General features: G+C 68.3%; 21 protein-coding genes. 8 read left to right on the top strand and 13 right to left on the bottom strand.

What is annotated here, in order from left to right:
• Window positions 1-13 precede the first annotated feature (13 nt).
• The 11 genes from proB to VHL31_RS22765 form a co-directional block, all read right to left on the bottom strand.
• The gene (gene proB, locus VHL31_RS22815) at window positions 14-1,123 is read right to left on the bottom strand and encodes a glutamate 5-kinase (protein ID WP_329663549.1); all 1,110 of its coding nucleotides are present in this window, start codon (window positions 1,121-1,123) and stop codon (window positions 14-16) included.
• The gene (gene obgE / locus VHL31_RS22810; protein WP_329663548.1) at window positions 1,120-2,154 is read right to left on the bottom strand and encodes a GTPase ObgE; all 1,035 of its coding nucleotides are present in this window, start codon (window positions 2,152-2,154) and stop codon (window positions 1,120-1,122) included. The genes proB and obgE overlap by 4 nt, the downstream gene beginning before the upstream one ends.
• Before the next feature lie 74 nt (window positions 2,155-2,228).
• Window positions 2,229-2,498: a 50S ribosomal protein L27 gene (gene rpmA / locus VHL31_RS22805; RefSeq protein ID WP_329663547.1), complete on the bottom strand. Its 270-nt coding sequence runs from the start codon at window positions 2,496-2,498 to the stop codon at window positions 2,229-2,231.
• A gap of 91 nt (window positions 2,499-2,589) precedes the next feature.
• A complete protein-coding gene (rplU, locus tag VHL31_RS22800) occupies window positions 2,590-2,901 on the bottom strand; it encodes a 50S ribosomal protein L21 (protein WP_329663546.1) in 312 nt (103 codons plus the stop codon).
• A gap of 121 nt (window positions 2,902-3,022) precedes the next feature.
• Window positions 3,023-4,114, bottom strand: a complete 1,092-nt coding sequence (locus tag VHL31_RS22795; RefSeq protein WP_329663545.1) for a c-type cytochrome — start codon at window positions 4,112-4,114, stop codon at window positions 3,023-3,025.
• Entirely contained in the window at window positions 4,111-4,737 is a 627-nt protein-coding gene (locus VHL31_RS22790) for a cytochrome c oxidase assembly protein (protein ID WP_329663544.1), read from the bottom strand. The genes VHL31_RS22795 and VHL31_RS22790 overlap by 4 nt, the downstream gene beginning before the upstream one ends.
• Window positions 4,737-5,108: a transmembrane prediction gene (locus VHL31_RS22785; RefSeq protein ID WP_329663543.1), complete on the bottom strand. Its 372-nt coding sequence runs from the start codon at window positions 5,106-5,108 to the stop codon at window positions 4,737-4,739. The genes VHL31_RS22790 and VHL31_RS22785 overlap by 1 nt, the downstream gene beginning before the upstream one ends.
• Window positions 5,109-5,116: 8 nt before the next feature.
• On the bottom strand, window positions 5,117-7,648 hold the full coding sequence (gene ctaD / locus VHL31_RS22780; protein ID WP_329663542.1) for a cytochrome c oxidase subunit I: 2,532 nt from the start codon (window positions 7,646-7,648) through the stop codon (window positions 5,117-5,119).
• A complete protein-coding gene (coxB, locus tag VHL31_RS22775) occupies window positions 7,645-8,625 on the bottom strand; it encodes a cytochrome c oxidase subunit II (protein ID WP_329663541.1) in 981 nt (326 codons plus the stop codon). The genes ctaD and coxB overlap by 4 nt, the downstream gene beginning before the upstream one ends.
• 187 nt (window positions 8,626-8,812) lie before the next feature.
• Window positions 8,813-10,891, bottom strand: coding sequence for a molybdopterin-dependent oxidoreductase (locus VHL31_RS22770; protein WP_329663540.1), 2,079 nt, complete (start codon window positions 10,889-10,891; stop codon window positions 8,813-8,815).
• Between the two features lie 223 nt (window positions 10,892-11,114).
• Entirely contained in the window at window positions 11,115-12,053 is a 939-nt protein-coding gene (locus VHL31_RS22765) for a 2-hydroxyacid dehydrogenase (protein WP_414653807.1), read from the bottom strand.
• A 45-nt stretch (window positions 12,054-12,098) separates the two neighbouring features.
• Here VHL31_RS22765 and VHL31_RS22760 point away from each other — a divergent pair, with 45 nt between their 5' ends.
• The 6 genes from VHL31_RS22760 to VHL31_RS22735 are packed head-to-tail and all read left to right on the top strand — an operon-like array spanning window position 12,099 to window position 18,815.
• Complete coding sequence (locus tag VHL31_RS22760) at window positions 12,099-13,109, top strand: aminoglycoside phosphotransferase family protein (protein WP_329663538.1); 1,011 nt, start codon at window positions 12,099-12,101, stop codon at window positions 13,107-13,109.
• Complete coding sequence (gene eno, locus VHL31_RS22755) at window positions 13,106-14,401, top strand: phosphopyruvate hydratase (RefSeq protein WP_329663537.1); 1,296 nt, start codon at window positions 13,106-13,108, stop codon at window positions 14,399-14,401. Before VHL31_RS22760 ends, eno begins: the two co-directional genes overlap by 4 nt.
• Before the next feature lie 29 nt (window positions 14,402-14,430).
• Entirely contained in the window at window positions 14,431-15,495 is a 1,065-nt protein-coding gene (locus tag VHL31_RS22750; protein WP_329663536.1) for a GTP-binding protein, read from the top strand.
• Window positions 15,480-16,514, top strand: a complete 1,035-nt coding sequence (locus tag VHL31_RS22745; RefSeq protein ID WP_329663535.1) for a hypothetical protein — start codon at window positions 15,480-15,482, stop codon at window positions 16,512-16,514. Before VHL31_RS22750 ends, VHL31_RS22745 begins: the two co-directional genes overlap by 16 nt.
• Window positions 16,515-16,554: 40 nt before the next feature.
• Window positions 16,555-17,892, top strand: coding sequence for an MATE family efflux transporter (locus VHL31_RS22740; RefSeq protein WP_329663534.1), 1,338 nt, complete (start codon window positions 16,555-16,557; stop codon window positions 17,890-17,892).
• Entirely contained in the window at window positions 17,889-18,815 is a 927-nt protein-coding gene (locus VHL31_RS22735) for a class I SAM-dependent methyltransferase (RefSeq protein WP_329663533.1), read from the top strand. The genes VHL31_RS22740 and VHL31_RS22735 overlap by 4 nt, the downstream gene beginning before the upstream one ends.
• Here VHL31_RS22735 and VHL31_RS22730 read toward each other — a convergent pair.
• Window positions 18,803-19,570: a CbtA family protein gene (locus VHL31_RS22730; RefSeq protein ID WP_329663532.1), complete on the bottom strand. Its 768-nt coding sequence runs from the start codon at window positions 19,568-19,570 to the stop codon at window positions 18,803-18,805. The genes VHL31_RS22735 and VHL31_RS22730 overlap by 13 nt on opposite strands.
• A 19-nt stretch (window positions 19,571-19,589) precedes the next feature.
• Complete coding sequence (locus VHL31_RS22725) at window positions 19,590-19,766, bottom strand: CbtB domain-containing protein (protein ID WP_329663531.1); 177 nt, start codon at window positions 19,764-19,766, stop codon at window positions 19,590-19,592.
• A 187-nt stretch (window positions 19,767-19,953) separates the two neighbouring features.
• On the opposite strand from VHL31_RS22725, the gene VHL31_RS22720 reads away from it, so the two are divergent.
• Both VHL31_RS22720 and VHL31_RS22715 read left to right on the top strand, forming a co-directional pair.
• Window positions 19,954-21,213 carry an SLC13 family permease gene (locus tag VHL31_RS22720; protein WP_329663530.1) on the top strand — a complete coding sequence of 420 codons (1,260 nt, stop codon included), beginning with the start codon at window positions 19,954-19,956 and terminating at the stop codon, window positions 21,211-21,213.
• 73 nt (window positions 21,214-21,286) lie between these two features.
• Window positions 21,287-22,624: an aspartate aminotransferase family protein gene (locus VHL31_RS22715; protein WP_329663529.1), complete on the top strand. Its 1,338-nt coding sequence runs from the start codon at window positions 21,287-21,289 to the stop codon at window positions 22,622-22,624.
• The last annotated feature ends 2 nt before the right edge of the window (window positions 22,625-22,626 follow it).

Raw genomic sequence — 22,626 nt, 5'->3', positions numbered from 1 at the left:
CACCTACTCCTCGCTACAAGAGCACCAGGTCGTCGCGGTGAATGAGTTCGTCACGGCCACGATAGCCCAGAGTCCGCTCGATGTCGTGGCTGCGCAATCCCACGATCTTCACGGCATCCTCGGCATCGTAGGCGATGAGGCCCTTGGCAACATCCCGGCCATCCAGCGAGCGGATCAGCACGGCGTCGCCGCGCTCGAAGCGCCCCTCGACCGAGCGCACGCCCGCAGGCAGGAGCGAGCTGCCCGCGAGCAGCGCCCGGGCAGCGCCCTCGTCCACGACGACCACGCCGCTGACACCCAGCGCTGCGGCGATCCAGTGCTTGCGGGCGCCGTGCGGGCTGGCCTTGGCACGGAACAGCGTCGAGCGGGCGCCTTCCTCGGCGGCGTTCAGCGGGTGCAGCGAGTCGCCCCTGGTCAGCACCACCGAACAGCCGGCGCGTGTCGCGATCCTGGCTGCCACCAGCTTGCTGACCATGCCGCCGGTCCCGACGGCGGTACCGGCGCCACCGGCCATGGCCTCGATCTCCGGCGTGATCTCGTCGACGACCGGGATGTGCCCGGCGTCCGGTGACCGACGCGGATCGGCCGTGTAGAGACCGTCCACGTCGGACAGGAGCACCAGTGTCTCAGCCGACGCCATCACCGCGACCCGTGCCGACAGCCGGTCGTTGTCGCCGAAGCGGATCTCGCTGGTGGCCACCGTGTCGTTCTCGTTGACCACCGGCACGGCGCCTTGCGCCAGCAGGGCCGCAAAGGTGGAGCGGGCATTGAGGTAGCGCCGTCGGGCCTCGGTGTCGTCAAGGGTCAGCAGGATCTGCGCCGCAGGCAGGTCATGGACGGCAAGGCTGTCGGCCCAGGCCGCCGCCAGGCGGATCTGGCCCACCGCAGCGGCCGCCTGCTTCTGCTCCAGGGGCAGGGTGCCGGCCGGCAGCCCCAGCACGCGCCGGCCCAGCGCAATGGCGCCCGAGCTCACCACGATGACCTCGGTGTCACGCATGCGCAGGCGGCGCAGATCGGAGGTCAGCGAATCGACCCAAGACTTGCGCACGTTGCCGTCCGGCTGGACCAGCAAGGAAGAGCCGACCTTGACGACCAGGCGCCGGACCCGGAAGGGCGAGGTCACGAAACCTCCAGCACCTTGGCCTTCGCGGCAGCCGCCTCGGCACGTGCCTGCTTCACGAGCTCGTAGGCGCGCAGCAGCACCGGCCGGACATTCTCGCCCGTAGCGGCCGAAATCAGCATCGGCGCCTGGCCGCAGGCCTGCTCCAGGCTCTTCGCCTTGCGCCGTAGCTGTTCCTTGGTGAGCGCGTCGACCTTGTTCAGGCAGACGATCTCGGTCTTGTCGGCCAGGCCATGGCCGTAGAGCTCGAGTTCCTTGCGGATCGTCTTGTAGTTCTGGGCGATCTTCGCATCGGTGCCATCGATCAGGTGGATGAGGACGCCGCAGCGCTCGACATGGCCGAGGAACCGGTCGCCGAGGCCGGCTCCCTCCGAGGCGCCCTTGATCAGCCCCGGAATGTCCGCCAGCACGAAGGCGTCATGGTCGATGGTGACCGTCCCGAGCTTGGGCTCGAGCGTCGTGAACGGGTAATCGGCGATCTTCGGCCGGGCGCGGGAGGAGGCGGACAGGAAGGTGGACTTGCCGGCATTCGGCAGGCCGACCAGGCCTGCATCCGCCAGGAGCCGCAATTCCAGCCAGATCCAGCGCTCCTCGCCAGGCCAGCCAGGCTCGGCCCGACGCGGCGCCCGGTTGGTCGAGGTCTTGAAATGGGTGTTGCCGCGCCCGCCGTCCCCGCCGCGGCACAGCACGAGCCGCTGGCCGTCCTCGGTCAGGTCGGCAATGATCGTTTCCTTGTCCTCGGCCAGGATGCGCGTGCCGACCGGTACGGTGATGACGCGGTCCTTGCCGTTGCGGCCATGCCGCTCCGCACCCATGCCGGCTTCGCCGCGCTCGGCCTTGAAGTGCTGGGCGTAGCGGAAGTCGATCAGGGTGTTCAGATCGTCGGACGCGACCACGATGACTGAGCCGCCCTTGCCGCCGTCGCCACCGTTGGGGCCGCCGTCAGGGATGAACTTCTCGCGGCGGAACGATGCGCAGCCGGCGCCGCCATGGCCGGACTGGACCCAGATCTTGGCGCTGTCGAGAAAGCGCATCGTGTCATGTCCAAACAAAAACGGCCGGGCAGATCCCGGCCGTCATGTCACCTGCAAAGTGATGAACCGGGATTCTACTCGGCGGCTGCCTTCGGCGAGACGACCGAGATGAACTTCCGGCCCTTGGTGCCGTCGTGGAACTTCACCTGGCCGTCCTGCAGCGCGAAGATCGTGTAGTCGCGGCCAAGGCCCACGCCCGTGCCGGGATGCCACTTCGTGCCGCGCTGGCGGACGATGATGTTGCCGGCGACGACCGCCTCGCTGCCGAACTTCTTCACGCCGAGGCGCTGACCGGCCGAATCGCGACCGTTCCGCGAAGAACCACCGGCCTTTTTATGCGCCATGGGATGTCTCCATCATTGGATCGTCTCCCTTAGCTGGAGACGATGCTCTTGCCGAACAAGGCCGAAGCCCCGATGTCGTGCACGCTGCCGATCAGGCTGCGTGGATCTCCTGGATGCGCAGCACCGTCTTCATCTGGCGATGACCGGTGCGCCGGCGATAGTGCTTCCGGCGGCGCTTCTTGAAGACGATGATCTTGTCGTCCTTGTCCTGCTCGAGGACCGTCGCGGTCACCCGCGCGCCGGCGACGAGCGGGGAGCCGACGACCGGGGAGTCGCCACCGACCATCAGGACTTCGGTAAGCTCAACGGTGGCACCAGCTTCAACGGGCAGCAGCTCGACGCGGATCACCTCGTTCGGGGTCACGCGGTACTGCTTGCCGCCGGTCTTAACGACTGCGTACATGGGACGAAGATCCTGCGGTCGGAACGTGCCGCACAACACGGCACGCCGGATATGGCTATCCGGACGGTTGGCGGACTATAGCCAGGGTCGTCGCCCTGTCAACGACGAGGATGGCTGCTTCTCAAGGTTCTGCCGAGGTCAGGGCAGGTGCGCGATCCTCGGAGCTGTAGAAGGCGGCCAAGGCATCGATCTCTTCATCGCTCAGATGTCGCGCCACCTGCCTCATGATCTCCTGATAATTCGTGCCACCGCGGACGCCATCCTTCCAAAGGCGCAGCTGGGTGGCCAGGTACCATTTCTCCTGGCCCTCCAGCAGTGGGAAGATCGGGTTGCGGACAGGCTCGGTCCGATGACAGAACTGGCAGGCGGGCACCCCTTCCTCCGGGATCCCGTTGGTGGCGATGGCGCGGCCGAGCTCGACCGCTTCTGCTGATTCCTGCCCCTTTGACGGCGATGGGGGAGGCTGCCCGGCATAATGATGCGCGGCACGTGCCAGATCCTCAGGGCTCAGGCCGGCCGTTGCGTACTGCATGATGCCGCTCGCCCGCCTGCCCTCCGAGAAGGCCTGCAGCGTCCGCACGAGATAGTCCTCCCGCTGGCTAGCGAGCACCGGAAACGCCCCGCCGTCGCTGTCGCCATCGCTGCCGTGGCAGCGCATGCAGCCGTCCAGCACCGGGTCCTCCGGCCGGCCCTGTCCATTCAGCGCCTCGCCGAAGGCCAGCTGCTCGTAGGTGGCCGCGTCCATCTCCGGCAGTTGCCGGAGGAAGGCCACCATCGCCCACACCTCGTCCGCACGGTCCAGGGAGATCCAGGCCGGCATGCCGCTGAACTTCACGCCATGCTGGACGATCACGAACAACTGCTCGGGCGTCCAGTCCCGGGCCGCGTGGGTGAGCAACGGCGGCGGCGGGGTCATGCGCCTGGGCAGGGCGCGTTCTTGCCTCGCGGGCGAACGGTGGCAGAAGGCGCAACTCGTCTCGAAATGGCCGGCAGCGCGTCGCACCAGCGCGGGATCATCCAGATTCGGCGGCGCCGTGACGTCGAGCGCGTCCGTGCGCACCGAGTTCTGCATCGCCCAGTGGAGGACGACGTCGGTGATCAGCCAGTGGCCGGAACTGGCGCGGATGCCGACGATGCCCGACCAGCCGACGAGGAAGGCCAGGATCGCGGCAGCCAAGCCGGCCCACAGGACGTAGCGCAGCCGAATGATCATGAGGGGGCTCCGCGTTCGTTGGCGCCGGCAGGCTCGCGCAGGACCCGCGCCATCAGCACGAGGCCGCCGATCAGATAGGAAGCCCCGCCCACCAGCAGCATCACGACCCCGCCCTGCTGCTGGTCGTCCAACCCATGCAGGCCGGCATGGCCGAACAGGGGCCGCTGCGCAAAGGCCAGAAGGGCGCCCAGCAGCGTCATGTGGATCGAGGTCAAGAGGAGGCCCAACGTGCCAAGCAGGCTCCGTCCGGTCCTGCCGCTGGCCGCAAAGCCCAGGCAGGCGATCCAGACGAGGAGCCCGGAAGCCAGGAACGAAGCCTGCTCGATCAGGAAGACGACCGGCTCGGACCTTGCCGCCTCGTGCAGGGCCGGCGCATGCCAGCCCCAGACCACGATCAGCTCGACCAGCGACGCCGGCAGCGGCCCGAACAGGATCGGATGGCGGGCTGAAGGGTCGAAGCGCGTGCCAGCGATGCTCGTGGCGATCAGGGGGGCGGCAACGGCAACGACGCCCATGTGGATCGTCATGTGCGCCGTGAACGAATGGCTGGCTGCAGGCCGCAGTGGCCCCAGCCATAAGGCCGCCAGTACCAGCACGCCTGCAAGCAGCCACCGCCAGCGCATCAGCGGCAGTCCGTGATGAAGACCGGAGGCAGGGCGACGAAAACGACGCCGACGAAACTGAGGCAGCTGACCAGGAGAATGCACACGCCCAAGAACTGTTCGCGTTGCTCGCTGGTCGGCGCATCATAGGGCGGCAGTTCCGAGCCCACGCCCCAGTGGCGGTAGCCGAACAGGCCGGACATGCCGATCAGCGCCAGTGCCACCACCGTCGCGACCGAGATGGCGACCTGGGTCACGAACAGGTCCGACTGCATGCCGGACTTCGCGCACTCGACGGCTGCGATGCCGTAGCAGACCATGAAGTGGATCGCCCACACCGTCGGCGGGGTGATCAGGGTCCACAGGTCCGCCCGGTCACGCCAGAACAGCATCGCGCCTCCTAGGCCACCAGGGGGAACAGGGCGATCACCAGCGCGGTCACGACCACCGTGATGGCGCCGAAATGCCAATAGAGCGTGACGTTCTGCAGATCGATGTCGTGCTCGGGCGTGAGCTTGCCCGCCAGACTGCGCGCGATGCAGTAGAACTGCATCAGGATGCCGACCGCGACATGGACCACCGTCCAGAGCACCAGCACCCAGACCGTGGCGTCATAGACGTCGGTGGTGGGGGCGAGGCCGGTCAACCAAGGGGCTGCCAGCAGCGCTGCGCCCGATGCTGCAGCCAGCGCCGCGCTGGCACACAGCAGGAAGAGGCCTTGCCCGCTGTTCCCGATCGCATTGCGGTGCCGGGCCAGGAGCATGCAGATCCAGGCCCCGAGCGTAAGCGCGGCCGAGAGAAGAGGAAGGAAGACGCCCGGACCCTTGGCGTCGGGCGGCGGGAAGTCCGGGTGGATGGTCCAGTAGAAGAAATAGGCAAAGACCAGGCTGGCGAACGCGGTGGCGTCGCCGACCATCGTGATGAACATCGCCCACCAGCCGACCGAGCGCGGGCCCGAGGCGTAGAGCGGCAGGTGCTTGCCGCGGCCGGCATCCTTGTCGGGCTTCTCCGGGATCATCGACGTCCCGGTCCAGAGCCACGCCATGATCACGAAGATGCCGATCACGCCCGAGAGGATGGTCGGGATCCACCAGTGGAACGTCGCGGCAATGAACGAGCCGCCGACGAAGATCGCGGCCCACATCGGCAGGAAGGAGTTGCCGGGAAGGCGCAGGACCTGGATCGGCTCGGCATCGAGCACGCCGGTGATCAGCGTTTCGCGCTTCTCCTCTTCGGCATCCGGCAGGAAGTAGCGGCCCTCGTCGATGTTCCGGATGAGGTCCTTCTGGTCCCAGAGCGGGTAACGGGTCGTGATGATGGGGACCGAGCGGATGCCCCATGGCTCACTAGGATTGCCGGCCACCCATTCCAGCGTGCCGGCGTTCCATGGATTGCGCGGCGCCTTGGGTTTCCAGCTGAACGGACGGACCACGTCCCACACGAACACCAGCACGCCCGCTGCCATGATGAAGGCGCCGACAGTCGACACCATGTTCAGCCAGTCGAAGCCCAGGCCCTCGGGATAGGTGAACACCCGCCTTGGCATGCCCCGCAGGCCCGTGAAGTGCATGGGCAGGAAGGCGATGTTGAATCCTGAGAACATCAGCCAGAACGCCCACTTGCCCAGGCGCTCCGACAGCATGTGGCCCATCAGGAACGGATAGAAGTAGTACACGCCGGCAACCAGCGGGAAGAACATGCCGCCGATCAGCGTGTAGTGAAGGTGCGCCACGACGAAGTGGGTGTCGTGGGCCTGCCAGTCGAAGGGGGCGAGCGCGACCATCACCCCGGTGAGGCCGCCGAACACGAAGATGGCAAGCGCACCGCTGGCGTAGAGCATCGGGATCGAGAACACGACCCGGCCAGCGAGCATGGTCGCGACGAACACGAAGATCTGGACGCCGGTCGGGATCGCGACCGCTTCGGACGCGGCCGAGAAGAAGCCCAGCGAGATCGCGGGCAGGCCGGTCGTGAACATGTGGTGGGCCCAAAGGCCGAAGCTCAAAAAGCCCGTGCCGACGGCCGCGAGCACGATCCAGCCGTAGCCGACGATGGGCCGCTGCGCGAAGGTCGGCACCATCATGGCGAGGAGTGCGATCGATGGCAGGAAGATGATGTAGACCTCGGGGTGGCCGAAGATCCAGAACAGGTGCTGCCAGAGGATCGGGTCGCCGCCGCGCTCCGGGTTGAAGAATGGCCAGTCGAACAGCCGCTCCATCTCGAACAGGATGTCGCCGGCGATCAAGGGCGGGAAGGCGAACAGGATCATGCCCGCCACGATCAGCACGTACCAGCAGTAGAGCGGGATCAGGTTGATCCGCATGCCGGGCGGGCGGCATTTCAAGACGCCCACGATCAGCTCGACCGCCGCGGCGATCGAGGCCACCTCGATGAAGGACAGCCCCAGCAGCCAGATGTCCGCGCCGATCCCGGACGTCTCCGGGTTGGTGGTGAGCGGCGGGTACATGAACCAGCCGCCGTCAGGCGCGGAACTGAAGAAGATCGAGCCGGCGACGAACACGCCGCCGATCAGGAAGCACCAGTAGCCGAAGGCGGAAAGGCGCGGGAAGGGCAGGTCCCGTGCGGCCAGCATCTGCGGCAGGATGAGGATCGCCACCGCCTCGAAGATCGGCACGGCGAACAGGAACATCATCATCGTGCCGTGCAGGGTGAACAGCTGGTTGTAGAACGGCGCGGTGACGAGATCGTTGTCCGGCACCGCCAGCTGGGCGCGCACGATGAGCGCCAGCACGCCCGCGAACAGGAAGAAGAAGAACGAGGTCGCGGTGTACCAGACTCCCACTTCCGAATTGTTCACGGCCGACCAGTAGCGCCAGCCGGACGGCGTTTCCCAGACCCTGCGGAGCCGGTCCTCCTGGACCTGTTGCCTCTCGAGGTCAGCGGCCTCGTCCGCGGCATGCTCCATCGTCATTCGAGACCTGCCAGCCAGGTAGCCAACGCCATCAGGTCCTGCTCCGGCAGCATGCGATAGGAGGGCATGTCGATGCCGGGCTTCACCTCGTCGGCATGAGCCACGAAGCGGGCGATCTCCTCCGGCGAGTTCGGCAGGATGCCGGCACCAATGGCATGGCGGCTTCCGACATGGGTGAGATCCGGGCCGACGGTTCCGTTGGCCGGGGTGCCGCGGACGGTGTGGCAGGCTCCGCAGCCCGCCTGCTGGAACACCTGCTCGCCCGCGGAGGCCTGCGGCTTGGCGGGGCCGCCCTCCTCGTCCAGCCAGGCCTCGAACCGTTCGGGCGTCATCACTTCGGCGGTCATCGCCATCAGGGCATGCGAGCTGCCGCAGAATTCGGCGCAGGCACCCCGATAGATCCCGGGGCGCGTGGGCTTCAGCATCTGCCGCGTGGTGCGACCGGGAATGGCGTCGGTCTTGCCGGCGATCGCCGGGATCCAGAAGGAGTGGATCACGTCGGGGCTGGTGAGCACCACCTCGACGATTCCGCCGGCCGGCATGCGCAGTTCGTTCGCGCTGACGATCGGCGGACGGCCTTCGGCATGGTAGGTGACGTGCCACCAGAACTGGCGGGCCTCCACCTCGATCCTGAGGTCGCCACCAGCCGCGCGCAGTTCCGGCATCAGGCGCAGGCCGTGCACGAGCAGGCCGGCCAGCACGATGGTCGGGAACACGGCACCACCCCAGAGGATCACCCGAAAGGCGGTGCGGTCATCCCAGGTCCGGCTGCCGCGATAGGAAGCGAGCACGGACGCGCCGATCACGATGCACCAGATGACGGCGGCACCGGTCAGCATCTGCCAGAAGAGTTCGCTTACCCGCTCGGCCGCTTCGCCGGCCGGATCCAGGGAGGACTGGGGACCGCTGCAGCCTGCAAGGACGAGGCAGGCACCCAGGAGGAGGAACCGGGGAGGGCCAGCCAAGTCAGCCCGCACGCGGGGCGCCTCCCGGCGGCGCATCGAGACGGGAGCGCACGACGCCAGATTCAGGCGGGGGCGTGGCTGGCGTCATCGGTCGTCCGCTCCGGCATGCTCGTGACCCGCCCGAAACAGCGGGGGTCGGCTGTGGAACCAGAACGGGTAGGGCCGCGGAGCGTTCCGAGCAGCCTGTCGAACGCTGGGATCAGGCGGCGGTCTGCAGTTCGACTGTCACCCTGCGGACCCACACCGCCGTGTCGTGAAACGCGCCCCCGCCGTTCGGGAAGCCGGGCTCCGCCGAGATCAGGGTGTTGACGCACTCGCCGTCGGCAAAGCCTCCGCGCGGCCAGATGCCTTCGATGATCACGGTACCTTCATGCTGGCCGGGTCGTGCCTTCGCATGGACGAGCACGGCGCCGCGGCGGTTGCCGACCTGCACCGGGTCGCCGTCGTTCAGCCCCAGGCGCAGCATCGCGTCCGGATGGAGCAGGGCGGTCGGCCGGACCTCGCGGGCGCGGCCGCTCGCCATTTCCGTAAAGCTGGAGTTCAGGAACTGGCGCGCGGGGGCCGCCACTAGCCGGAACGGGTGCTCCGCCGTGGGCTCCTCGATGACGGGCTGGTGATCCGGCAGGGGCGGCATGCCCGTGTGGTTGGACCCTTGCGCCGCCCAGTCCGGCGCGAAGTGGAACCGGCCGTCCGGCGTCGGGAAGCCGTCCAGGAAATGGCCGCCGTCGCGCTGGGGCAGGAGGTCGTGGCCGCCCTGTTCGAAGATCGTCCGGGCGTCGGGCAGGCCGGCTTTGGCCAGCATGTCCTCGATCAACTCCCATTCGGTCATCGCGAAGCCCGGATGCTCCGCACCGACACGCCCGGCCAGGTCGCAGATCACCTGATGGTTCGAGCGGCACTCCGCGAACGGCTCGAACAGCTTTCTAGTCACCTGCACGTTGGCATGGGCGCTGGCGGTGTAGAGGTCGTCATGCTCGACGAACATGGTGGCGGGCAGGACGATGTCGGCGAGCTTTGCCGTGTCCGTCATGAACTGCTCGTGGACCACGGTGAATAGATCGTCGCGCAGGAAGCCCTGGCGGACCAGGGCACTTTCCGGGGCAACGACCGCGGGGTTCGTGTTCTGGATGAACAGCGCATGGATCGGCGGGCCGTCGCCCAGGTCGTGGCGGTCGCCCGCGAGGATGGGACCGATGCGGGACTGGTCGAGGATGCGCACGGCCGGATCCCTCACGTCCAAGCCTTCGATCAGCGTCTTATCCAGGCCGTAGATGTCGCCCATCGAGTAGAGGGCGCCGCCGCCCTTCCTGGCCCAGGCGCCGGTGATCACCGGCAGGCAGGACACGGCGTGCATGGCGGCCGAGCCGTTCTTCTGCCGGGTGAAGCCGTAGCCGACGCGCAGATAGGAGGCCTGGGCCTGGCCATAGAGGCGGGCCACCTCGCGGATGCGCTCGGCCGGCACGCCGCAGATGGCTTCGGCCCATTCCGGCGAGCGGGCGGCGAAATGCTCCGCCAGGCGCTCGTACGGAAGATCGGCAAAGCGGGCGAGGTAGTCGCGGTCGGCATAGCCTTCGGCGAACAGGACGTGCGCGATCCCGCAGGCGAGCGCACCATCCGTGCCGGGCCGCGGGCTCAGATGGATGTCGGCGATGTCGGCGGTGCCGGTCTTGTAGACGTCGACCACGATGACCTTGGCGCCGCGCTTCTTCGCCTTGGCGATGTGGTTCATCATGTTGACGTGGGTGTTGACGGGATTGGTGCCCCAGATCAGCCAGAGGTCGGCATGCTCCCCCGCCTCGACCGGGGAGACCCCCCAGCGCTTGCCGTAGCCCGCCCGCCATCCGGCGTCGGATAGGGTCACGCAGAACGTGCTCTTCTGCCGGCTGTACTTCTTGGCGTGGCGCAGCCGCTCGATCCCGTCGCGCTGCACATAGCCCATCGTGCCGGCATAGAAGTATGGCCAGACCGCCTCCGCGCCGTGGCGGTGCTCGGCCGCGAGCAGCCCGTCCGCCACGCGGTCCAGCGCCTCGTCCCAGCCGATGCGGGTGAACTGGCCGCTGCCCTTGGAGCCTGTGCGCAGGAGCGGGTAGGCCAGCCGGTCCTTGTGATGGTAGCGCTCGGCATAGCGGCTGACCTTCACGCACAGGGTGCCGGCCGTGTAGTCGATGCGGTTGGAACCGCGCACCTTGCCCATCGTGCCATCGGCACGCCGCTCCACCTCCAGGGCGCAGACGGAGGGGCAATCATGGGGGCAGGTGGTGCGGAGCAGGGCGGTCATGAGGGCCTAGATGCGGCAGGAACTGGAACCGTTCAAGGTCGGCGGCCAAGTGGTCAGCGCAAGCACCAATTGTCGAATATTATCTAACTAGCTGACGCTGCTGGCTGTTCTTGGGTTCGTTCATGCAGTTTCCGATCATGCGACGAGGGTGCGCCGATGGCCGGCAGGCCATTCGAGAGCCCTCCATCATCGCACGACCAGCCCTTTGTCCTCAACAGCTCGATCACACGACCCGGTGCAGCAGCGGCTCGCCGCTGCCAAGCCGCCGCGTGTTCTCCACGATCACGGCCAAGGAGCGGTCCCAGGTTTCCCGCGTCAGCCAGGCGCTGTGCGGGGCCAGCACCACGTCGTCCCGCTGGAGCAGCAGGTTGTCCGGCTCGAACGGCTCGACCGCGAGGACATCCAGGCCGGCACCGGCCAGGCGCCCGTCATCCAGGGCGGCGATCAGCGCCGCTTCGTCCACCAGGCCGCCACGGGCGGTGTTGACCAGGATGGTGCCGGGGCGGACGTGGGACAGCGTGTCGGCGTTCACGATCCGGGCGGTGTCGGGCAGGAGCGGCAGGTGCGTGGAGATGATGTCGGCACGGGCGAACAGGTCTTCCAGGACCTGGACGCGCTCGCCGGGCTGGCCCTCCGCCTCGGAGCGGTGCCAGCGCAGGACCTTCGCACCCAGGGCTTCCATGACCGGCGCAAGGCGGCGGGGAACCGCGCCAAAGCCGACGAAGCCAACCGTGCGCCCGGCCAGCTCGCCATAGGCACCGGCGGCCTGGATCCGGTCGGACCAGCCTTCGCCCGCCCGCGATGCGCGGTCCTGGACGACGACGCGGCGCAGGACCGAGAGCATCAGCAGGAGCGCCTGCTCGGCAACCGCGGCCGTGTTGGTGCCCGGCATGTTGCAGACGGCGATGCCGCGGGCCTTGGCCGCTTCCAGGTCGATCGTGTTCACGCCGACGCCGATCTTCTGGATCAGCTTGAGTTTGGGCGCGGCCTCGATGTGCCGGGCCGTCACCGGATCCAGGGCGTGGAGGAGCATGTCGGCCTCCGCCATCGCCGCGAGTACGGCGTCCTTCTGGCGGGGTGCCACCGTCCTTACCGGGAACGGCAGGCCTTCCAGTCGGCTTTCGAGCCAAGGATCCGCCTGATAAACCAGCACGCCAAGCATCCGGATCACCTCGGTCGGACAGTAGAACAAACGATGCGACGGACCGTGACAGCTCCAGCCACCGACGCCGCCATCCTTGCGGTGCTGCGCCGTGCAGGCTTGTGGAACATCAGCGCCGATCCGGCCATGAAGCCTCTCACCGGTGGTGTCAGCTCCGACATCTGGCGGGTCGACCTTCCAGACGGGGCGGTCGCGGTCAAGCGGGCGCTGCGCCAGCTGCGGGTCCAGAAGGACTGGCAGGCCCCTGTGGAGCGCAACGGGTTCGAGGCGGCCTGGATGGAGGAGGCGCGCCGGCACGCCCCATCGGCGGTGCCGAAGCTGCTGCACCAGGACGTGATCGCCGGCGCGCTGGTGATGAATTTTCTCGACCCGCAGGACCATCCCCTGTGGAAGGCCATGCTCATGGAAGGGTGGGTGGTCATGGACCATGCCTGGGCAGTCGGGCTGGCCCTGGCCGCGGTGCATGCGGGAACAGCCGGCCGCACGGAGGTGGCCGAGACCTTCCCCACCGACCGGATCTTCCACGACATCCGGCTGGAGCCCTACCTGCTGGCGACGGCCGAGCTGCATCCGGATCTCGGGCGGCAGCTCAGGGGGCTGGCGCGCTCGACGGCGGCAACGAAGATCGCGCTGGTCCATGGCGATGTCAGCCCGAAGAACATCCTGATCGGACCGAGGGGGCCAGTGTTCCTGGATGCGGAATGCGCCTGGTTCGGCGACCCGGCCTTCGACCTCGCGTTCTGCCTAAATCATCTGCTCCTGAAATGCCTGTGGCGGCGGCCGAGCGCCGAGGCCTACCTGTCCGCGTTCGATGCGCTGGCGGAGGCCTACCTCGCCGAGGTGGTCTGGGAGCGGCGCGACCGGCTGGAGGAGCGGACGGCGGCCTTGCTGCCCGGGCTGCTGCTGGCGCGGGTCGACGGCAAGTCGCCGGTCGAATATCTCCACGCGCCGGACGACCAGGACAAGGTGCGCAAGGTCGCGCGGCATTTCCTGGCGCATGTGCCGGACCGGCTCGCGGCAATCCGTGAGGCCTGGGCGCTGGAGACGGTGATTTGAGCCATCGGATCGAACGGGTCGTGGGCCGCCGGGTGTGGGACAGCCGCGGGCGGCCCACCGTCGAGGCGGATATCGTGACGGCAGGTGGCCCGCTCGGGCGGGCGATCGCGCCGGCCGGTGCGTCCACCGGGTCGGGCGAGGCGCTCGACCGTCGCGATGGTGGCGAGGCGTTCGGTGGCATGGATGTGCGCCATGCGGTGGACGCGGTGAACGGCCCCATGGCAGAGGCGCTGCGCGGGCAGGACGTCCGCGACCAGGAAGCCCTCGACCGGATCCTGATCGAGCTGGACGGAACGGCGGAGAAATCCCGGCTCGGCGGCAATGCCACGATCGCCGTTTCCATGGCGGCAGCGCATGCGGCGGCGGGCAGCGAGGGCGTGCCGCTGTGGCGTTGGCTCGGGGGCGAGGCGGTGGACACGCTGCCCCTGCCGGAGATCCAGATCTTCGGCGGTGGGGCGCACGCGGCCGGGCGGCTGGACATCCAGGACTTCATGGTGGTGTGCCCCGGTGCGAATTCCTTCGCGCAAGCGCTTGAATGGACGGCGGAAATCTACCGTGCGGCCGGCGGGCTCATGAAGGAGGCCGGCAAGCTTGCCGGCGTGGCGGACGAGGGCGGCTTCTGGCCGCTTTTCGACTCCAACGAGGAGGCGCTGGGCATGCTGGCACGCGCCATCGAGCGGGCCGGCTACCGGCCGTTCGAGCAGGTTGCGATCTCGCTGGACGTGGCATCGACGCAGTTCGGCAGGGACGGACGCTACCGCCTGGCGCGCGACGGGCGCGACCTGGACGCCGCCGGCATGATCGAGGTGCTCAAGGGCTGGATCGGGCGCTATCCTATCGTCTCGGTGGAGGATCCGCTGGCCGAGGACGACCCGCAGGGGATGCAGGCCTTCATGGCAGCGCTGGGTGACCGGGTGCAGGTGGTGGGCGACGACTTCCTGGTGACGGAGGCCAGGCGGGTTCGAACGGCCGCCGAGCAGCGGCAGTGCGACACCGTGCTGGTGAAGCCGAACCAGCGGGGCACGCTTACCGAGGCGAAGGCGGCCTGGGAGGCGGCGAAGGCAGCCGGCATGGGGGCGATCGTCTCGGCGCGCTCTGGCGAGAGCGAGGACACCACAATCGTGCATCTTGCGGTCGGTTGGGGCGTTCCTCAATTGAAGGTGGGCAGCTTCACGCGCTCCGAGCGGATGGCCAAGTGGAACGAGGGCATCCGGGTCGAGGAGCAGCTGGGCAGCCGTGCCCGGTTCGCCGGGGCGCTACCTTTTCGCGACAAGTTCGCCTATCGGACCTGACGCGCGGCCAAATCCTTGGAAGAACGAGCATGAGCGATCAGACCCCCGTCACCGTGCTGACCGGCTATCTCGGTGCCGGCAAGACGACGCTCCTCAACCGCATCCTGACCGAACCGCACGGCAAGAAGTACGCCGTGATCGTCAACGAGTTCGGCGAGATCGGCATCGACAACGACCTCCTCGTCGAGAGCGACGAGGAAGTGTTCGAGATGAACAATGGCTGCATCTGCTGCACGGTGCGCGGCGACCTGATCCGGGTGATCGAGGGCCTGATGAAGCGGCGCGACCGCTTCGACGGGATCGTGATCGAGACGACCGGTCTCGCTGACCCGGCGCCCGTGGCGCAGACCTTCTTCGTCGACGAGGACGTGGCGCGGAAGTCGAAGCTCGATGCCGTGGTCACGGTGGTCGACGCCAAGCATGTCCGCCAGCGGATCGAGGACAGCCAGGAAGCGGTCGACCAGATCGCGTTCGCGGACGTGATCCTGCTGAACAAGACCGACCTCGTCGATGCCGACGAGCTGGCGGCGGTCCGGCGCGAGATCCGCTCGATCAACCGGTTCGCCAAGATTCACGAGACCCGCAACTCCAGCGTGCCGCTGGATCAGGTGCTGAACCAGGGCGCCTTCGACCTGAACCGCATCCTGGAACTGGACCCGGCATTCCTCGAGCACGGCCACGACGACCACGATCATGGCCACGTGCATGACGAGCATTGCGGCCACGACCACCATCATCACCACGACCATGGACATGATCATCACTACCATCATGACGAGGACCATGTTGCCCATTCCGGCATCACCTCGGTCTCGCTGAAGGCGGACCGGCCGATCCAGCCGGAACTGTTCGAGCGCTGGTTCGGGCAGATCCTGGCGGAGCAGGGGCAGAACATCCTGCGCTACAAGGGCATCTTGGACATCAAGGGCCGGGGCGAGCGCTTCGTGATCCAGGGCGTGCACATGATCCGCGACGGGGACTTCCAGCGGCCGTGGAAGGACGGCGAGCCGCGCTGGAGTCGGCTCGTGCTGATCGGCCGGCAGCTGGACCGGGCGGCGCTCGAGAAGGCATTCGCCGCTTGCGTGACGAACTGATGGCTGCTCCTCCAAGGCTGCCGGCGCAGGTGATCGGTACCGGCGCGCCGGTCATCGCGATCCACGTCATCGGCCCCACCATCGCTGCCGCGCTGGGCGACGGCCGTGTCTGGTGGGCCGATCCGGCCGACCTCGCGGCCAAGCTCGTCGAGCCCAGCACGGCGCATGACGGCGCGCTCCTGTCGGCGGCGGTGAGCCCGGACGGCAAGGCGCTACTCAGCGGCGGCGACGATGGCCGGCTGGTGCGCTCGGGCCCCGGCGAGGATCCGGTCGAACTCGCCAAGATCCCGCGCAAGTGGATCTCGGCGGTCGTGACCGATCCCGCCGGCGGCAACACCGTGTTCGCGGCCGGCAAGGAGGCGCGGGTGCTGGGCAGGGATGGACGGGAGAAGGCGGTGTTCGCCGACCATCCTTCCACCATCGCCGACCTGGCGCTGGATGCGAAGGGCAAGCGGCTGGCCGTGGCGCATTATGGCGGGGCCAGCATCTGGTGGACGGAGCTGGCCAAGCAGGAGCCCAAGCGGCTGACCTGGAAGTCCAGCCACCTGATGATCCGGTTCGACCCCACCGGGCGCTATCTCGTCACGGCGACGCAGGAGAACGAAATCCACGGCTGGCGCCTGGCGGACAACCAGGACATGCGGATGTCCGGCTACCAGACCAAGCCGCGCACCATGGCCTTTTCGCCGGACGGCAAGAAGCTGGGCACGGGCGGCTCGGACACGGTCGTGGTCTGGGACCTCACCGGCAAGGGGCCGATGGGCAAGGCGCCGCAGGAACTGGGCGATTATTGCGAGGTGCCGGTGACGGCGGTGGCGTTCCATCCGACGCTGTCGATCGTGGCGGCCGGCCATGCTGACGGCAGTGCCAAGCTCCTCTCGTTCGGCTCGGACCGGGCGATCCCGCTGGACAGCCCGGGCGCCGGGATGGTCACGGCGCTGACGTTTTCCAAGGACGGCAGGCAACTCCATGCGGGCACCGAGGATGGCGGACTCGCTTCCTACATGATCGCGAACTGACAAGGACGCCGGGAGATCAACCCGGCCAGGGTGGCTTTCGATGCTGGTCGACCTTCGCGAGACCTTGAAGCTGGCGCTGCCGGTGATGGCCGCGCGCGCCGGCATCCTGGTAATGACGGCGGTCGACACGATCATGACCGGGCGCTTTGGCGCGGACGAGCTGGCCTTCTATGCCGTGGGCAGCGCGCCGTTCATCCTGTTCATGCTGCTGGGCATCGGCCTTGCCACCGGGACGGTGGTGCTGGTTGCGCAGGCGATGGGTGCCGACCGGCTGGACGAGACCGGGCGGATCTGGCGGATCGCCTGCCTGGACACGGCCATCCTCGGCATCGGCACAGCCATCCTGCTCCTGCCGGGCGAGACCCTGCTCGGCTGGCTCGGGCAGAGCCCGGAGGTGGTGGAGGGCGGCGCGAGGGTGATGCGCGCCTTCGCGCTGGCCATGCCGGCCGTGCTGATCTTCGCGGTCACCAGCTATTTCCTGGAGGCGATCGGGCGGCCGCATGCCGGCATGGTGATCATGTGGCTGGGCAACATCCTGAACCTCCTGCTCGACTGGCTGCTGATGTTCGGGCCGATCGGCATCCCGCCGCTGGGTGCGGAGGGAGCGGCGCTGGGCACCTCGATCACGCGCTGGGCGATGACGGCCGCGATCATCCTCTATGCCTTCAACTTCAAAGGCCACCGCGCCTATGGCGTGCGAGGTGCGCTGGGTGCCGTGGCACCGATCAGGCGCGCACTGCTCAAGCTGGGCTTCCCGTTCGCCGCCTCGCAGGGCCTGGAGAGCAGCGCCTTCCAGTTCATCCTGGTGATGGCGGGATGGCTGGGCACGGCCCAGCTGGCCGCGCACCAGGCGGCGATCAACCTGAACGCTCTGTTCTACATGCTGACCCTGGGCGTGGCGACGGCGACCTCCGTCCGTGTCGGGCGGGCAGCCGGGCGGCGCCGGCCGGACGAGATCGCGAGGGCCGGCTGGGTCGGCGTCGGCATCGGCGTCGCGATCATGGTGACAATGGCGCCGCTGATCGCCCTGTTCCGCGAGCAGATCGGCGCCGTCTACACCTCGGACCCGCTGGTGATCGTCGTGATGGCGACGGCCCTGCTCGTGGTGGGCCCCACCATGATCGTCGACAGCGGCCAGGGCGTGGTCACGGCAGCCTTGCGCGGCACGGGCGACACGTGGATCCCGACGGTCATCCATGTCTCCTGCTTCTGGCCGGTCATGGTCGGCGTGGCCTGGTACCTGGCCTTTCCGGCGGGGCTGGGCGTGATCGGCCTGTGGTGGGGCTTGTTCACGGGCCTGGCACTCGCATTTGTTCTGTTGGGGCTGCGCTTTGCCGGCCGCTCCCGCCTGTCCACCCCGCTTGCCAAAGCATCATGACCGATCTGAAGCGCCTGTTCGACCGTCGCGCCGTGCACCGGAACCGGACGCGCGCCATGGCGGACCGCCGATTCGAGCCGTTTCTCCTGGACGAGGTCGCGGAACGCGTGGCCGACCGGCTGTCGGACATCCGCCGTCCGTTCCCGCGCGTGCTGGAGCTTGGCAGCTGGCGCGGCCGGCTGGCCGGGATGTTGGCACAAGCGGGCCTCGCTGCCGACCTGCTCGTCTCGGTCGATCCGGTGGCGGATGCGCTTGACATGGGGCCGGGCCTGAAGGTCCAGGCCGAGCCGGAACTCCTGCCGTTCGCGGACGACAGCTTCGACCTCGTGGTCAGCGTCATGGCGCTGCACCATGTCGACGACCTGCCGGGCGTGCTGGTGCAGCTCCGCCGGATCCTGGCGCCGGACGGGCTGATGCTCCTGGCCTGGCTTGGCGGCGAGAGCCTGATCGAGCTGCGCACCGCCCTGATGCAGGCCGAGCTGGACGTGCGGGGCGGCGTGTCCATGCTGGTGGCGCCGTTCGTGGACATCCAGGACGCGGCGGCCCTGCTGCAGCGGGCGCAGGTGGCGCTGCCGGTGGCGGATGTCGACCGGATCACGGTGAGCTATGCGGAGCCCCTGGCCCTGCTGCACGACCTGCAGGCCATGGGCGAGGGCGGTGCGCTGCTCGACCGGCCGCGCGGCATGTTCCGGCGCGACGTCCTGCTGCGGACCGCCCAGATCTATCGCGAGCGCTTCGCCCGGGAGGACGGCCGGATCCTGGCCACCTTCGACATCCTGTACGTGACGGGATGGAAGCCGCATGACAGCCAGCAGCAGCCGGCCAGGCGCGGCAGCGCCCAGGTGCGGCTTGCCGAGGCGATGGGGGTTCCGGTCGAGGTGCTGCAGGGAACGGCCAAGCGGGACGACGGTCAGACCGGCTGAAGGGCCTCGTCGAGCTGTGCGCGGGCATCCAGCCGCGCACCGAGCCAGCCGACGGCATAGCCCAGGACGACCCAGAACACCGCCTGGCTCAGCAGCGACGCGGTGACGAACTCGGCGGCGAGTTCTGGCGGCACCACCCCGCCATGCAGGCCGGCCGAGGGCGAGCCGATCAGGTGGGGGACGGCCAGCAGAACCAGGCCGAGGGCGGCCAGGATGGTGCGGCCTGACAGCAGGACGAGCCAGAGCCCCGCTGCCGTCGCAAGCGCCGTCATGAGCCACCAGGCCTGGCGCGCCGCCAGATCCGCGGTCACCGCCCCCGGCAGTTCCGGCGGCAGGCCCAGCGAGGGGGCGAAGGCGAAGGTCGCAAAGCCGGCGAGGCCCCAGAAGGCTGCGGTTCGGGGCGTATAGGCATGGCCGGCCAGCGCCATGGCACCGGCCAGCAACAGGCCGAAGCCGGCACCGGCCACCAGGTTGGCGCCGAGCGTCGAGATCCGCCGCTGCCAGGAGATGGCGCCCGGCTCGCCGTCGTCATGATGCTCGCCGCCATGCACCAGCACCAGGCCCGGCCCGGCCGACGCCAGGACGAAGCCCGGTGCCAGCGACGCCTCGTGCTCGTGGCCGGCCGCCTGCTCGTAGACTTCGGCCGCCACGATCAGCGGCACGGTCGTGAACGCCTGCAGCAGCGTGACGATCAGGCCGGCGAACAGGCCAGCCGCGATGCCGACCGTCGCAAAGCGCCGGAACAGAGTGAGCATGCCGCCTTGCCTTGCTCGATCAGTGGCAGGGGAAGGCGAAGCTGTGGCGGCCGTCATGCGCCGCGTCGTGGAGGACCTGGGAATTGGCGAAGCCGGCACCCCAGACGAGGAAGGTGCCGAGAAGGAGCGTGGCCACCACCGCCGTGGCGCGCTCCACCATCGATACCGGACGTGCGACGCGTGCGCCTTGAACCATTCTACGCTCCCATTCCCCGGAGAGACCGTGCTGGTCCACGGAAGAACCATGCCGGCGTCGCCCCTGCCTTCGGAATAACGACACCCAGGCTCCGAGACAATCGATCTGCTGATGCTTGCGCCTTGCGAGCATGCCGCCGAAAGCTCCCCACGTGCGGCTGGAAGAACGGCGCTGCGGACCTGCGGCCATGGTCCGGCCCGCTTGGGAGCAGACGGCGTTGCAGGAACTCGTGCTGGCGGTGTTCGTCGCCGTCTATCTCGGCATGGCGTTCGGCCGCTGGCCGGGGCTGCGGATCGACCGGACTGGCATCGCCCTGCTCGGCGCCATCGTGCTGTTCGCGGCAGGCGCCGTGTCGGCCGAGCGCGTCCTGGCGGCCATCGATTTTCCGACCCTGGTCGTCCTGTTTGGGCTGATGGTTCTCTCCGCCCAGTTCGCGGCCTGCGGGTTCTACGACCGCGTCGCTGCCGCCATCGCGCTGACCAGGGCCAGCCCGGCCACGATCCTGGCGCTGGTGATCGTGGTGGCAGGATTGCTGTCGGCGGTGCTGGCAAACGATGTCGTGGTGTGGGCGATCACGCCGCTGCTCTGCCGCGGGCTGGCCAGCCGGGGGCTCGACCCGCGCCCTTTTCTCATCGCGCTTACCGGCGCTGCCAATGCCGGCTCGGCCGCCACGCTGATCGGCAACCCGCAGAACATCCTGATCGGCTCGATCGGCCATCTCGACTTTTGGGCCTTCGCCGCCGCCTGCGCGCCGCCGGCCCTGGCCGGGCTGGTCGCCGTCTGGCTCGTGGTGCGCTGGCAGTGGCGCCAGGCACTGGTGCCAGCTGCCGGAAATGGTGGTGCCATCGAATTGCCGCCGGTCGAGCGCAGCGCGCTGCTTAAGGCCTGCTTTTGGACGGTCGTGCTGCTGGCGGGCTTCACCACGCCCATTCCCCACACGACCACCGTGCTGGTCGTGGCCGGCGCCCTGCTGGTGAGCCGGCGGTTTGCGACGAGGCGCCTGCTGGGCCTGGTCGACTGGCACCTGCTGGTCCTGTTCGGCGGGCTGTTCGTGGTGACGACGGCACTGGCCGATACGGGCCTTCCCACGATTGCGGTGGGCTGGCTGGAACAGGCGGGCCTCCTTCCGGACCGGCTGGGCGTGCTGGCGCCGCTGGCCCTGATCGGCAGCAACACGATCGGCAACGTCCCGATCGTGATGCTGATCCTGGGCATCCTGCCCGACCTGCCGCCAGGCGCCCTCTACGCGCTGGCCGCGCTCTCGACCCTGTCCGGCAACCTCCTGATCATCGGCAGCCTGGCCAACATCATCACCGTCGAGCGCGCTGCCGAGCAGGGCGTGCGGCTGGGCTTCCTCGACCATGCCAGGGCAGGCGTGCCCATGACCCTGCTGGCCCTAGTCTTGGCGATGCTGTGGCTCTACCTTGCCGGCTACGTCATGATCTGATGAGCGCAGCCGAGGCTCGACCCGCATCGTCGCGCCCTTGGTCCGTTGCTCCTCCCTTGTCCGAGAGGCTCTCATGCTGACCAAGGATCTCGCCACCGTCCCGAACGACCTCGAGAGCTTCTGGATGCCGTTCACCGCGAACCGCGAGTTCAAGAAGAACCCGCGGCTGCTCGTGAAGGCACAAGGGCTGCACTACACCACCCATGACGGCCGCCAGCTGCTCGATGCCACGGCGGGCCTGTGGTGCGTCAACGCGGGCCATGCCCATCCGAAGATCGTGAAAGCGATCCAGAAGCAGGCGGCCGAACTGGACTTCGCGCCCCCCTTCCAGTGGGGCCATCCGAAGTCGTTCGAGCTGGCCTCGCGCCTGGCCCACCTGTTCCCGGGCAAGCTGGACCACGCCTTCTTCACCAATTCCGGCTCGGAATCGGTCGACACGGCGCTCAAGATCGCGCTCGCCTATCACCGCAACCGCGGCCAGGGCACGCGCACCCGGCTGATCGGCCGCGAGCGCGGCTACCATGGCGTGGGCTTCGGCGGCATCTCCGTCGGCGGCATGGTCAAGAACCGGATGTATTTCGGCTCGCTGCTGACCGGCGTCGACCACCTGCCGCACACCTACAGCCTGGAGCACCAGGCCTATTCCAAGGGCCAGCCGGCCTGGGGCGCGCATCTGGCGGATGAGCTGGAGCGGCTGGTGGCGTTGCACGACGCGTCCAACATCGCAGCCGTGATCGTCGAGCCGGTGGCGGGCTCGACCGGCGTGCTGGCCCCGCCGCAGGGCTATCTGGAGAAGCTGCGCGCCATCACCAAGAAGCACGGCATCCTCCTGATCTTCGACGAGGTGATCACCGCCTATGGTCGCCTCGGCAAGGGCTCGGCGGCGGAACATTTCGGCGTGGAGCCGGACATCATCACCACCGCCAAGGGCCTGACCTCGGCCACCATCCCGATGGGTGCGGTGATGGTGTCCAAGGAGATCTACGAGACCTTCATGGAGACGGGCGGCTCGGAAAAGGCCATCGAGCTGTTCCACGGCTACACCTATTCGGCCCATCCGGTAGCCTGCGCCGCCGCCCTCGCCACGCTCGACGTCTACCGGGACGAAGGCGTGTTCGAGAACGCGGCCTCGCTGGTCGAATATTGGGGCGACGCCGTCCACTCGCTCAAGGGCCTGCCCAACGTCATCGACATCCGGACCGTGGGCATCATGGCGGCGGTCGAGCTGTCGTCGCGGCCGGGTGCGGTGGCCGAGCGGGCCTATGACGCCATGCTGCTCGGCTACGAGAAAGGCATCATGCTGCGGGTGACCGGTGATACGATCGCCATGTCGCCGCCGCTGGTCCTGACCAAGGCCCATATCGACGAGATCGTGGACAAGCTGGGCTCGGTGCTGAAGGAACTGCCCTGAGG

The organism is Geminicoccus sp. (assembly GCF_036263595.1).
In the GTDB taxonomy this organism is placed as follows: domain Bacteria; phylum Pseudomonadota; class Alphaproteobacteria; order Geminicoccales; family Geminicoccaceae; genus Geminicoccus.
This window is presented reverse-complemented; position numbering and strand designations above follow the sequence as displayed.